Origin of the sequence: Dyella sp. BiH032 (genome assembly GCF_031954525.1) — a bacterium.
Classification (GTDB): domain Bacteria; phylum Pseudomonadota; class Gammaproteobacteria; order Xanthomonadales; family Rhodanobacteraceae; genus Dyella_D.
In genome coordinates, this window is the sequence record NZ_CP134868.1 from 42,903 (window position 1) to 55,244 (window position 12,342).

Annotated in this window: 16 protein-coding genes; 11 read left to right on the plus strand and 5 right to left on the minus strand. The window is 63.3% G+C overall.

Annotation, left to right across the window (positions count from 1 at the left end; genetic code table 11):
- Positions 1-162: 162 nt before the first annotated feature.
- From RKE25_RS22350 to RKE25_RS22360, 3 genes are read right to left on the minus strand one after another with little or no spacing between them, the layout of a single operon-like run.
- Positions 163-462, minus strand: coding sequence for a DUF1496 domain-containing protein (locus tag RKE25_RS22350; RefSeq protein ID WP_311842607.1), 300 nt, complete (start codon positions 460-462; stop codon positions 163-165).
- Positions 463-481: 19 nt separating this feature from the next.
- Complete coding sequence (locus RKE25_RS22355; RefSeq protein ID WP_311842608.1) at positions 482-1,048, minus strand: hypothetical protein; 567 nt, start codon at positions 1,046-1,048, stop codon at positions 482-484.
- Entirely contained in the window at positions 1,045-1,959 is a 915-nt protein-coding gene (locus RKE25_RS22360; protein ID WP_311842609.1) for a thioredoxin fold domain-containing protein, read from the minus strand. The genes RKE25_RS22355 and RKE25_RS22360 overlap by 4 nt, the downstream gene beginning before the upstream one ends.
- A 178-nt stretch (positions 1,960-2,137) precedes the next feature.
- Here RKE25_RS22360 and RKE25_RS22365 point away from each other — a divergent pair, with 178 nt between their 5' ends.
- The 10 genes from RKE25_RS22365 (at position 2,138) to RKE25_RS22410 (ending at position 9,591) form a co-directional block, all read left to right on the plus strand.
- Positions 2,138-2,773, plus strand: a complete 636-nt coding sequence (locus RKE25_RS22365) for a TonB family protein (RefSeq protein WP_311842610.1) — start codon at positions 2,138-2,140, stop codon at positions 2,771-2,773.
- Between the two features lie 36 nt (positions 2,774-2,809).
- Complete coding sequence (locus RKE25_RS22370) at positions 2,810-3,364, plus strand: hypothetical protein (RefSeq protein ID WP_311842611.1); 555 nt, start codon at positions 2,810-2,812, stop codon at positions 3,362-3,364.
- A gap of 121 nt (positions 3,365-3,485) precedes the next feature.
- Complete coding sequence (locus tag RKE25_RS22375; protein WP_311842612.1) at positions 3,486-3,974, plus strand: hypothetical protein; 489 nt, start codon at positions 3,486-3,488, stop codon at positions 3,972-3,974.
- A complete protein-coding gene (locus RKE25_RS22380) occupies positions 3,967-4,521 on the plus strand; it encodes a hypothetical protein (RefSeq protein ID WP_311842613.1) in 555 nt (184 codons plus the stop codon). The genes RKE25_RS22375 and RKE25_RS22380 overlap by 8 nt, the downstream gene beginning before the upstream one ends.
- A 151-nt stretch (positions 4,522-4,672) precedes the next feature.
- Entirely contained in the window at positions 4,673-5,356 is a 684-nt protein-coding gene (locus RKE25_RS22385; RefSeq protein ID WP_311842614.1) for a lytic transglycosylase domain-containing protein, read from the plus strand.
- On the plus strand, positions 5,353-6,084 hold the full coding sequence (locus RKE25_RS22390; protein WP_311842615.1) for a hypothetical protein: 732 nt from the start codon (positions 5,353-5,355) through the stop codon (positions 6,082-6,084). The genes RKE25_RS22385 and RKE25_RS22390 overlap by 4 nt, the downstream gene beginning before the upstream one ends.
- Positions 6,085-6,138: 54 nt before the next feature.
- A complete protein-coding gene (locus RKE25_RS22395) occupies positions 6,139-6,444 on the plus strand; it encodes an HU family DNA-binding protein (RefSeq protein WP_311842616.1) in 306 nt (101 codons plus the stop codon).
- A gap of 34 nt (positions 6,445-6,478) precedes the next feature.
- On the plus strand, positions 6,479-7,054 hold the full coding sequence (locus RKE25_RS22400; RefSeq protein WP_311842617.1) for a RusA family crossover junction endodeoxyribonuclease: 576 nt from the start codon (positions 6,479-6,481) through the stop codon (positions 7,052-7,054).
- Positions 7,055-7,183: 129 nt separating this feature from the next.
- Positions 7,184-8,902: a DHHA1 domain-containing protein gene (locus tag RKE25_RS22405; RefSeq protein ID WP_311842618.1), complete on the plus strand. Its 1,719-nt coding sequence runs from the start codon at positions 7,184-7,186 to the stop codon at positions 8,900-8,902.
- Between the two features lie 14 nt (positions 8,903-8,916).
- Positions 8,917-9,591, plus strand: coding sequence for a DUF6694 family lipoprotein (locus tag RKE25_RS22410; RefSeq protein ID WP_311842619.1), 675 nt, complete (start codon positions 8,917-8,919; stop codon positions 9,589-9,591).
- 76 nt (positions 9,592-9,667) lie between these two features.
- On the opposite strand, the gene RKE25_RS22415 is transcribed toward RKE25_RS22410, so the two are convergent.
- Positions 9,668-10,411: a thermonuclease family protein gene (locus tag RKE25_RS22415; RefSeq protein ID WP_311842620.1), complete on the minus strand. Its 744-nt coding sequence runs from the start codon at positions 10,409-10,411 to the stop codon at positions 9,668-9,670.
- Between the two features lie 193 nt (positions 10,412-10,604).
- Here RKE25_RS22415 and RKE25_RS22420 point away from each other — a divergent pair, with 193 nt between their 5' ends.
- The gene (locus RKE25_RS22420) at positions 10,605-11,669 is read left to right on the plus strand and encodes a hypothetical protein (protein WP_311842621.1); all 1,065 of its coding nucleotides are present in this window, start codon (positions 10,605-10,607) and stop codon (positions 11,667-11,669) included.
- Here RKE25_RS22420 and RKE25_RS22425 read toward each other — a convergent pair.
- Positions 11,659-12,339: a hypothetical protein gene (locus RKE25_RS22425; RefSeq protein ID WP_311842622.1), complete on the minus strand. Its 681-nt coding sequence runs from the start codon at positions 12,337-12,339 to the stop codon at positions 11,659-11,661. The two genes, RKE25_RS22420 and RKE25_RS22425, sit on opposite strands and share 11 nt — an antisense overlap.
- Positions 12,340-12,342: the final 3 nt, after the last annotated feature.

The window sequence follows — 12,342 nt, forward strand, 5'->3', positions numbered from 1 at the left end:
GGGCAGAAAGAGAGGGCCGGCAAAAGCCGGCCTTTTCTTTGTCCTGGATGTGACGGGACGTGCCCGCCGATTGCTCCCTGCGATCCCCGGCCACACTCCCAAAAAGAAGGGCTTGCATCGCTGCAAGCCCCGCTTAGTCCGCTGCCTTGTATCCGGCGGCGCTCAGGTACGCGTCACCCACCTGACCGGCTGGGTGTTGACCAGGCGGCTGCAGACCTGGCCATCGCGGGTCGCGCCCTCGGTGTACGCCTTGCTCTCGTAGTAGCACAGGTTGGTGGTGTCCACAGGCTGGGATTCATTTCGGCGGTCTGCCTGCATCTGGGCCAGCAGGGTGTTCGTTTGGTCGAGGCGAGTAGCCACTTGCGGACAGCAGTCGTCCATCTTGTGGGCGCTATCGGCGGCTGATGCGGTGGCGCAAGTGACGGCGGCGAGGGCGAAAAAGATGATGGAGATGGTCTTCACGTTCGGTCCTTCGAAGAGTTCAGGGGGATGCGCTTTGGCTTGTCAGCCGCGGCGCAGGGATAGGAGGGGGCTGCTCCCACGAAGCGGCGTTGGCATCGCGCTCCCGGAGCTGGTCCACCTGCTTGAGCGCGTCGTGGACGATGCCAGCGGCAATGTTGGCGGCCCAATCAACGCTGTACTCGCGACGATCTGCGGTCGTGCTTACTCGGTACGGCTGTGTCGCGTTCGCCTCGGACGAGAACTTCGCGGCGCTCTCAACAGCAAACCGTGGGTACTGCTTATCGACGGATGTTTTGAACGTAAACCGAGTGGTTCCGTGGCCGAAGAGGACTTCGGTGGTCATGGTGCACCCGAGAAAGCAAACGGTGGAGGCGCGAACATCGGCGATGCCGCGCTGCTTCATCTGCTTGCCGAAGTCTTCGGGGAAGTCCAGGAATGCAGAGGTGAGCGGCAGGCTCGTCGCGCCGTAGCTCGGGGTGCGGGCGGTGCCGACGACGACCGCCGAGACAATGATCGCCGCGATCACGGCGATCACCACCGGGGCGCGCCGCGATCGGCGCGGCGGGCTTCCGATGTCGGAGCTCACGGGGACTTTGCCTGTGCTGCCGGAGCGGGCTCCTGCGTGCCGGCGGCGCGCGCCGTTGCCTTGTCACTGCCTGCCAACTTGCTGACCATGGCCGCCGGTGGGAGGAATCCGCCGAGCTGGCGACCCGTCTGATCGAAGATCGCCGGCGTGCCTTCGATGCCGAGCTTGTCGCCCAGGTCATACATCTTTTCCACCTCACCGGCGCGCGAGCAGTTGGTTGCCGGAACCTGCTGGCCAGCGATGGCGAGCTCGTACGCCTTGGCGCGATCGCTGGAGCACCAGACTGACTTCATCTTGGCCAGCTCCGGCGACTCAAGGCCGCCGCGCGGGAACGGAACGTACTCAATGCGAATGCCGGCATCGAGGTAGCCCTTGATGCTCTTGTGCAGCAGCTGGCAGTAGTGGCAGCTCGTGTCCGTGAAGATGGTGACGGTGTACTTGGGATCCTTCGGCGAGAAGATGATCTTGTCCTCCGCCGGAATGGTGCGCAGCAGGTCCTTTCGGGCTTCGCCAAGGGCTTCGTCGGTGAGGTTGCGATGGGTGACCGTATCAAGGAGCACGCCGTAGAGGAGATAGCGGCCGTCGTCGGTGACGTAGACCACCGTTGAATCAGCAACCACGCGCTTCAGGCCCTGGATCGGCATCTGGTCGATGGTGCGCACCACGGCGTTGGGATTGATGTCGCGGATCGTCTGACGGATGGCGGGGTTGTCTGCCGCTGCCGTGCCGCTCGCGGTCGGTACTTCCGCAGACTTCTGGGCGACCATGCGCGCGGTGAGCTGCTGAGGTGCACTGGCGGTCGGCGGTGCCGTCTGGGCGAACGCGGCGCCGCATGCCAACGTCAACGCGCCGATGGTGGCCAGCGCCAGGCCTGTGCTACGCGAGCGGAAGGGGCGGGGAAGGAGATTCATGTGCCGTCCTTGCATGGAGTGAGGAAGCGCGACCACCACGGTCGACGCGTGGTGAAAGGATAGAAAGCGCTCACCAGCTCCAAGCGTGGAAACCCCCCAACGAGTCGCGGTCGTTTCCCGGCTCGGCCGTGAGAAGCCACCGGTACCGTGTGCACTCCCACATGGACCCGTGCCCCTCATGAAGCCCAGTCGCATCGTTGCCTGGACCCTCGTACTTCTCGTGCACCTGACGCTCTCGCTGTACATCTCCTTGCCGTCCTCGCCTATGCGTCCGCTCTTCGCACCTCCCGCTGCTGCGAGGATGTCCATGGTCGCGGTTTCGGTAGTACCTGCGCGGGTAAAGGACTCAGAGCCCGAGACGCGACCGGAACCGCGCCAGACGCATGCGCAGCCAAAGGTGGCCGTGGTGCGAAAGGACCCACCCAAGCCCACGCAGTCCCACACGCCGACCATTCGCATCGCCTCCCGTCCGCAAGACCTGGTGGCGTCGCCGTTGCAACGTCCCGAGGTGGCCCCGAAAGAGATCGCGTCCTACAGAGTCACCGACATGCCGAACTTTCCGCTCGATGCATGGGATGAGGGCAAGCAAGGCTGGGTCGTGCTCATTGTGCTGGTGGGAATCGACGGGGCACCGGAAGGTGTGAGTGTCATTCGCAGTGTCTCGCCGGAGATCGACGCCGCGGCCATTGCGGCCGTGGCGAAATGGAAGTTCGAGCCGGGGCTGATCGGTGGTCGTCCTGTCCAGTCTTGGATCTCCGTTCCCATCGGCTTCTTCAAGGGCCGCCTCTCGAAGGGAACCGTCGGTCGCGGGTAGCGGCTGGGCTCCCTGGCAGTGGACGTGGAGAAGCTAATGTTTGACCGACTGGGCATACGTCCCATAGAAGCGGCCTCGCGATTCGGCGCGCTCGCGGCGCTTATTGCGGGTGCCGTCGCATTTCATTTCGCGATCCGACGATACGTCGCGGGGATCCACCACCCCGAGCTACTGGAGATGAGCTTCTGGTTCATGGCAGGCGTGTCCCTGTCACACGACCTCGGTATCCAGGGGCATCGGTCGGCTAGGCTACGCTCGCTTGCGTGGACCATGACCATCTTCGCGGTGGCAGCGGTCAGTGCCCACTGGGTACGCGACGCGTACATTGCGCTCGTGCATTCTAGTTCGTCGGACGAGGCGCTTCTGATTCTGGGACCCGACTATGCGAACGCCGTTCGAAACCGAATTGTCGGGTATGAAGGCGCGTTCGCAATAGCGCTGATGGCCTCAAGACTCACGGTGAGGCGAATCGCGGTCCGCCTCGTGCGCGGGTGGAGGAGTGATTGCCAGTCCTCGCAGGCAGACGTGTGTGAGGCCTGCGGTCAGCGCAAAAACGACGTCGTGGCAACCCCGGAGGGACGTGCCGAGTAGCGCGTGCGCACCTTGCGTCTCAGATCACGATGAGTCGCAGAACTTGAGACGTTTCGAGGCGAAGTTTTCGATCCCGCTTCTGGGTGCTTGATAAGAGCACCACTTGGTCGAGAGCCGACACATGTACGCCGATCGTTTTGCCCCCTATACAGCGACGAACATCCATCATTCGAAGCGCGCCCACGTCCCTGGCTATCGGGCCGAAGTGGTGCGCGACGGTGTCATCGTCGCGAAGATCTCGATCCCGGATAACGACGCCGCGGTCGAGCACGAATTCACTTCGGTCGCCCATCGCTTCCGCTTCGAGCAGCATCTCGCGACCCTCACGCCCGAATTCTTTCCGGAGAAGCTGGCCGACGAAGAAACGATGCGTGCTTGCTTCCTGCTCGACCTGGTCGACGCAGTGCACGCGGACGCCCAGCTGCGGCGGATGTGCCAGGAGCATACGGTCTTCAGGCTGAAGGGCGATGTCGAAGACCACTGGCGAGAGCTTGATCAGCCGTACTCGCCGGCAGTGGCCCGTGCCATCCGGGAGGAATACAGGTCTGGTGTGGACGTGATCGCCAACGAGATCTTCGGTCAGGCAAAGCAGGAGGTGGGTCATGCATAACCAGACCATGCAGCGCTTGGCGCTCGATAGTGACCTCGAGCAGCTCGCCACCAAACGTGCTGCGCTGCTGTCTGCCGCCAATTCCGAGCAAGCCCTGCTCCTGGCGCGCGACATCCGCGCCCACGCGAACTGGGTCGTGACCCGAGTGGCCTCTCAGGTTCTGGCCAGCCGGTACCCGGGCGTTCGCAAAGTCGGTCGCGCCAATCGGGACCTCTTCGTGATCGAAACGGGCGAAGGGGTCGAGATCTACTGGCCACGCCTGGTTACTTCGGAAGAGCTGATCCGTCGCAACCGGGGCGTATTGGGCCTCGGGCTGGCCAGCCTGGCGCGCAGCGTGCTGCCGGCGCTCCTCTCGTCGCTGGGGGTCTCGCCCACGCCGGTGGACGATCGCGAGCTGGAAGTCGTGATCACAGAGCTGACCGATCTACTGGAAGATCTCGCGCTGCCCATCAGCGGCGAGCTCCCGGTGGTGCCTTCGATCCCGGAAACGACGCTCCTCAAAGGGGGACTTTCCGAGATGCGCCGACCCGCTAGCGACCTACAGTAATCCCCGCCGGACAGCCCGGGCGCCGAGGATCGACGAGCCGGTGGACGTGGCGATTGATCGCCGCACACGGACGTGTGCAATGGAATGCTTGCTCGAGGGGAGCACGGATCGCCCCCTCGGGAGCCATCACAGGGAAATTTCAATGAGGAGCATGAGCGCAGTTCGCTTGAGCGCCGTTGGGATCGCGCTGATGCTGGCCACGACGGGAAGGGCAGAGTCGCTGCCCGGTACGCTGCGTGTCATTGATGGCTCAGGCCAGAAGGTCGTCTCCAATGGGATGATGGTGGCCTCCTTACCGAATGCGCTGCGCCTCGTAACCCCGCCGGTGGAGAAAGTCCCTACAGAGCCGAGGCCGAAGGTGGTGCCTGGGATCACGTTCCTCACCAAACAGCCCAAGTCCAAGGCTAGGCCGTTCCCTGAGGACGATCCCCAGACGCGAATGTGCGTCGAGAAGGCCTCGACCATCTTCCACGTGGAAACCACGCCCCTGTACGTGATCCTGGACGTAGAGGGTGGCACGGTCGGCGAGAACTCCAAGCCGAATAGGAACTTGTCCTACGACATCGGAAAAGCCCAGATCAACTCTCAGCATCTGGGTAAGCTCGCTGCGAGGGGCATCGACGAAGCGACGCTACGGAACAGCCTATGCGTCAACATCTTCGTTCAAGCGTGGCTCTACAAGGACGGGAGGAGTCGAAGCAAGAGCATGGCGGAGGCAATCGCGCTCTACCATTCTCCTACGCCTGAGGTCCAGGCGGTGTACCTACAGAAAATTGAAGATGCCATCGAGCGCCGGCAGGCGCGGATGGCCAAGCAATCCCCGGAGAAGACTTGAGCATGGCCTACAAACGTTCTGACATACTGAGCCACCTGGCCATCATCCAGCACCACATTCCGCAGGCTATGTCGGTGACCACCGACGTGGTCGGCAACGTCGTCGCGCAGTCGCAAAACTCGCTGACGATCCAGCGCACGACCGGCGCGAAGAACCTGCGTCTAGACCTGACGCCGCACGCGATGCACGAGGGTCGATCGATTGACCGGCTGGTCGCGTCAACCAGCCTGTCGAAGGCTGCCGCCGAGGAGATCTACTGGGCAGGTCGCGAGCTGTTCAAGCTCAATCCGCGAGGCTCCTGGTGCGCTACCAACACGGACGCGCCGACGAAGGACTTCGCCACCGCGGACATCGTTCCCGATCTGCACCACTACGTGCGCGAATGCATGGCGCGACTGGGAAGCATGCTCCCGGCGGCGGACCTGATGAAGGTGGACACGTCGACCAAGCAGGGGCCTGACGGTCGCGCGCGGAAGCGACAGTGGATCCGCTTCACCAAGGGTGACCAGTACGAGTTGACAGCCATCGACACGGCGTCCATCTCCGCTCACGTGGCTGATGGATTTGTGCCGCGGCCGAGCGAGTTCCTCCAGGCGAACCAGTTGCGCATGGCCGCATGGGCCAAGCAGCTGGAGGTGGGCACCGACGACCTTCCCGAGATTCTCCACCTCGCTGGCTTTGCAGCTGTGCAGCTGGGCTTCGAAGAGGTTGCGCTTCAGCGCGGCTGAGAACAGAGCGATTTGAGCGACGTGGCCGCAGGAGGCGGGCCTTCAGGGGAAGAGATGACGAAGTCCGAGTTAGTCGAAAAGATTCACGCCGCAACAGGGATGAGTCGCAGCGCCGCGATGAAGATGCTCAACGCAATGACGAAGATCGTCACGCAGCAGGTGGCCGAGGGGCAGTGTGTTCAAATCAGCGGGTTTGGACAGTTCCAGGCCAAGGCCTGGCCAGCGCGCGCGGGAAAGGATCCACGCACCCGCGAGCCTGTTTGGCTGCCAGAAACCAAAGTGCCGGCATTCAAGCCGAGCGCACAGTTCAAGTCGGCCGTGCGACTTGGCTACGCAAGTGTGCGAGATGAGGATGGCTAGCCGTGGCGCTCGCAGGGAAGCGTGGGCAGAGTTCTTGCGCAGCGCGCACGGACTGAGCACGGCGGCGCCGGCGCCTCAGCCGCTGCCGAAGCTTGCCCAGATCGCCGCACCGCCGCCTCGCGCGCGGAAGCGCGCGACGGCCGCGACGCTCCTGGCGAATCTCTTGAGTGCGACGAGCGAGGACGCGGATAATCCCGACACCCAGATGGTGGATATCCTCGTCCTGGGAAAGCCCCGCATGACCCAACGCGATCGCTGGCAAAAGCGACCTGCGGCGCTTCGGTACCGAGCGTTCTGCGATGAGCTTCGGTTGCGCCAGGTCCGCGTACCCAATCGCTACGGTGCGATCTGCATCCTGCCGATGCCTAAGTCCTGGTCTGAGCGGACTAAGGAAGCCATGAATGGCATGCCCCATCTGCAGAAGCCGGACAAAGACAATATCGAGAAGGCGATAGCGGATGCGCTCAAGGCCAACGACCAGACGATCTGGGACGGTGCGGCCTGTAAGTACTGGGGCTACGCGCCTAGGCTGATCATTGTGCGCAGGGATGCCTCATCGATGTGGACCGTGCCGGATCGATGTGATCCCACCTGGTTGCCGGAGAAGTAACGTCGCTGGCCAACGCGATGCCGCCTTTCTTTGCGCAGACATGGCGCGGCGGTAACTGACTATCGGTGCCTTCCTGAGACCCTCGCTGTGAACGCAGAACTTCGAACCCGCCCCGTCGACAAAGTTGTGATGTACAACGCCCTGCAGCAGGGCTACACACCACTGCAGGCGCGCGTGATAGCGGGTCGCATTGCGGCTGTCCAGGACGTGGCTGGCCTGATCAATCCTGCGTTGAAGAGCCTCGACCCGCCCGATCTGTTGCCAGACATAGATGTGGCCGCGTCCGCCATTGCGGACGCAGTGATGTCGCCGGACACAACCCTTGTCGGTGTGATGGACCATGACGCAGATGGCGCGGATGCGGCCGTGGTGTTTCGTCTCGCGATGATCGACTACTTTGGAGTTCCGGAAGAGCGAGTGGTGCACATGCAGTCGCACCGTATGCGTGAAGGCTACGGTGTGAGCGAGTCCGTCGTCGAGCGTCTACTCGCGCTCGTCAAGCGTCCGTGTTTAGTTGTGACGGGCGATCAAGGATCGGGTGACTCCCCGCGTGTAGAGCAACTCAAGGCCGTCGGCATTCCCGTGGTGATAACGGATCATCATGGTGTCGAGGGAAAAGGACCACCCGCTGCTGTTGCCTGCGTGAATCCGGCACGGAGCGATTCAAAGTTTCCTGATCCGTTCATCGCTGGGGTCCACGTGATGTTCCTGGTGATGTGCGCGGTGCGCAAGGAGCTGATCGGTCGCGGTGTGCTGCCGGCGAACGCGCCATCGCTGGCACCGCTACTCGCATGGAGCTGCGTTGGCACAACAGCGGATGCCGTTTCCCTTGCGAAATCGCGGAACAATCGAGCGGTCATTCGCTATGGACTTAGCCTGATTAATGCCTCCGATCGAGCGCCGTGGATCGCAATGCGACAGGTGCTGGGCAGGGATGGTCCGCTCACGACAAAGGACATATCACACGGGGTCGCGCCGCGTATCAACGCGAGGGGTCGCATGGGCGATGCCGTTGCATCCGTCGACTTTCTCTGCAGTACGGACCAGGCGCAGGCCAACTATCTCGCCGAGCTGCTTGAGGCCGAGAACAACTCGCGCAAGCAAGTGGAACGAGAGATGACTGCGATCGCGCGCGAGATCGCAGAAGTCCAAGTCGAAGCCGGCCTGGCCGCGATTGTCGTCCATCTACCGGATGGGCACAGCGGCGTTCACGGCATCACAGCGTCGCGCCTCGTCGAGGCATTCGGTCGACCAGTGTGCTGCCTGTCCCCGAAGCAGGGTCAACCGGGTCTCGTGACCGGATCGCTTCGCACGGTTGAAGGCGTCCACGTGCGCAATGCGCTCATCGCGGTCGACCGAGCTGAGCCAGGCCTGTTGAAGTCTTTCGGTGGCCACGCCGGCGCTGGGGGCTGTGGTCTCGATGAGGCAAACATCGTTCGATTCCACGATGCGCTGTGCCGCGCGGTCCTCGCGCAGCGCGATACGACCAACGCTCAGCCTCTGGTGTGGACGGACGGTTCATTGGGTAGGCGGGTCGGGCTCGACGTGATCGCCGAGCTTGATGCCCTTGAACCCTATGGACGGGAGTTCGAGTCACCAAGCTTTACCGATGCGTTCCGTGTGCGCGCCCTCAAAGCGGTCGGTGACGGATCGCATCTGAAGCTTGAGTTGGTGGATACGGAGGGCTCGCTTCAGCGCGGGATCTGGTTTCGCGCAATGGAACCGGGAAACGAGCCACCCATCGCGGTTGGCCAACAAATTGAGGCCACATATCAGCTGGCCGCCAACACATTTCGCGGGCGCACAACCGTCGACCTTCAAGTTGGCCACGCGCGCGTGATCGGATGAGAGACGGAGGAGTGATGTCAAAAGGGAAGAAGCAGACGCTAACGGTGCAGGTGCCGACTGCGGCCGTGCACCAGCCGACCGGTCGCCGGCGCTGGGTTCTTGTGACCGGGGTGGTTGCGGCGGCGGCGGTGTGCGCGGCCGCCGCGCTGTGGCCCCAACGCGCGCCCGTGCCGGTATCTGTGGTGAGCTCCACACAGGAGCGGCCGATTCCGGAAACGCCCTGGCCAGCGGAAGCCACAGGGGTACATGTCGACTTCGCGAGCGGGCTACGCCTGGCATCGCCGGCGGTCATCGACGCAAGCGAGCGAGACATTGACGCCTCGGTGTCCCGTGGGGACTTCGATCAGCCCGGCCTGGCGATTCGCATCGACGGTTCGTCGGTCGACACCATGGTTGATTCGATCAACAAGATCACCGCCGCGCTTCCCGACGAACAGGCGAAGGCATTCCAGAAGGCAGTGCGCCTGATCATGGTGGCAAATCTTCCGATCGAGCAGATGCGCGCTCAGCACATCCTTCCGGAGACGGTGCCGCAGGAGAAGCTGATCGCCGGCGCTCGTCGGGATCTCTCGGGGAGAAACGCGTTGGAAGTTCTTCAGATCGCCCAAGCGAAGCTGGAGCGCTATCGGGCTCAGCAGAGTCAGTACGAGGGTGGCGGGCCGGCGCCTGGTGCCGGCGGTATGCAGTAACTTCGCGGGGCGATCACCCGGCGCGCGCGGGTGATGCCCAATGCCATTGGCCTGTGAGGCGTTGGCAAGTCTACGATTACAGCGGCGCGCCGAATGCGCCGACAAACGACGAGCGATCAAACGTTCCGGTCCAGATCCCTCGGCGCTTGAACTTGGCGTCCGATTCCTGCGGTGTGTACGCCCGCGTGTAATTCGAATCGGCGACTGCCCAGCCGTTGCGCACCAGGTCGCCGGCGACATCGAGCGGGCCGACGAAGCACTGCGCAACCATGCGCCCGGCGTTGTCGTTGCCCTTGTCGAAGCAAGCGACCTCGTGCAGCCCAAGGAACTGCCTAAGGGCAGTGAGCGACTCGGTGCCGCACGACCATGACACCTGCCCAGTCACACACGGCACCTGCGACTGCGGGACCGCCACTCCCCACAAGACGACCGTCCGTCCCTGAAGTTGGAAGCTATTGGCGGAGACCACCGCCGGAAGGCCGACAATGGCACCGCGCTTTGCGTTCTCTCTTGTCTGCTTGTCCGTTTGATCCACGGGCGGTGGTGGGGCAGCCTGGCGCATGACGGCCGGCGCATCGCTGCTTGTCGACGATCCGCGGCTGCTGGCTGGCTGGACAACTTCCTTCAACGCTCGCCCGACGGCATTGGTGTCATCAAGGCGGTCGAGCATGTGCTCGTCTGCCGCCACGGTACCGTCGCCCGGGGGCAAGCTATCGTGCTTTGTCCACTGCTGGAGCATCACGTAGCCGAAGATGGCTGTGCCCGCCAGAGCAAATGCTGTGAACAGTCCCCGATTCTGGGGCTTCGAGTTCTTCGCCATTTCTTCCTTTCCTGTGACCAAGTGAGGAAAGGTTAGGTGCGGAGGCTCCACGGCAAATGGCGAAACGGCGCGTTCTTTCGGGGGGTTTTTCTGTAGTCGTCGTTTGACTATTGCTGCATTATCAGTTCGGCGAAGACCTGCCTTCAGTGGCTGCTATCGCGCCGATACGGAAGCTCAACAAAGGAAGACAGGTATGTCCCGGACCAGCCGTGCCCAGACCAAGAACGGCGAAATCAAGCGCGGTGAGAGCCGCCTGCCGATACCCAGCCCGGCGGAGGCCTACTACCTCGCTCAGGTGATGGATTCGCGCGAGGTTGCCACCCGCCTTGTCGGTCTGCTGCCGACTGACGGTCCGGAGACCGACGCCCATCGCCACATTCGCCGCGAGATCGAGCGCCTGCACACCCGCTCGGGCGCGGCCTGGGATTCCTTCCTGCGGCAGGCCTGCTCCAATCCCGCCGAGCGATCGGCGCTGGACGCCATGGGTTTCCCGGATCAAGTGGAGATCAGCTCCGACGACGGCATGCCGGTCGCCGTGTGGAATGACCTGGCCGACGGCGCCGCCGGCATGTGGAACAACGGCCTGACCATCGCTGTCGCCTCGGGCGCCACCACGTTTACCCCTACGGTCCCCTTCCGCGAGGTTCGCACGGCGTCGTTGCCGGAAGGGACTGCATTGATTCGCATCACGGATCACCGGCATGCGGCCACCGCCGCCATTGAGAATGTCTTGACAGCGATGTCCGTGGACATCGACACGCACGTGCGCCACTGCGCGCCGAGCATTGCCTGGCGCCGACTGGCACACCTTGTCGCCTTTTACAACAAAGCGGTTCGTCTGACGGCGAAGTCGCTGGGCGAGGACGAGTATCGAGATTGGGAGCGTCGTGCACCCAAGTCGGTTCAGATCGAGGTCATGGCCCAGGCCGTCGTTGCCGGCGCATGGACGGCGCGTGCGCAGCAGATCGTTGCATTACAGCTCGTGGCGCAGCTGCTGGCCAACACAATGTCCGAGTGCGAGCGCGCAGACCTGGATGGTGGTGAAGAGGCGTGGGTGCCCGCGACGCTCGAAGTGATGGATCGTTCAATCCGAGTGATCGCCGACATGATGCGCGGTTACAACATCGTGCTCATGGCCTGCAACGGCAAGAAGTCTCCGAACTTCGAGCCGATGACGATCGTCAGGCCGATGCCGCGCGGCTTGCCGCTGCTGGCGGTCATCCCGAAGTCAGATGCCGTGACGACGCTCAGTCGGTAACCGGCCCCTTGATCACCGCGCGTCGGAGGAGATCCACGCGCACCCGCTTCGACTGCCGGCGGCCAGTCATCACCGTGATGATGTGGCCGCCTCGCTGTGCCGAATCGACGGTTGCCCAACGCGGGGCAATCCGTGCGCGAGATTGGATCTTCGCCGGACTCTCAGCCGTGGCCAGGAGCGGTCCGAGGAAAAGGCGCGAGAGATCCTCCAGCTGCCCGGTGCGTCGGCAGTCGGTGGCCACCAAGGTGCGACCGCCCAGCGAGATCCTCTGCGTGTAGGGGTCGAAGCCTGTGATGTGCCAAGGGGCGGCAGCTTCCGTTTCAAACCGGGTGCGAGCCGCCGTGACTTGGTCCCCGACTTCCTCGATGCGGATGCGGATCTCGCGCGCCGCGGCGCTCAACAACTCTCCCCAAGCTGCCAGCGCAGCAAAACCGGATAGACCGTCGTCCGGTAGGGACAGCGTAAGGTCAAAGGTCGGATAGTCGACGATGCCGAGGAGTTCGTTGGCCACGGCTGGATGCCCGGCGAGCGCCAGGCCGTCCGGCACAAAGTCGCTCGACCTGACGCTTAGGACGATGGTTGCTCCAGCATCCTGCCTAACCTGCACGCCGGGCAGCCCGGCGCGGGTCAGTAGCTGACGAAGGTCGGCGCTGTTGAGTTGATCGAGCATGAT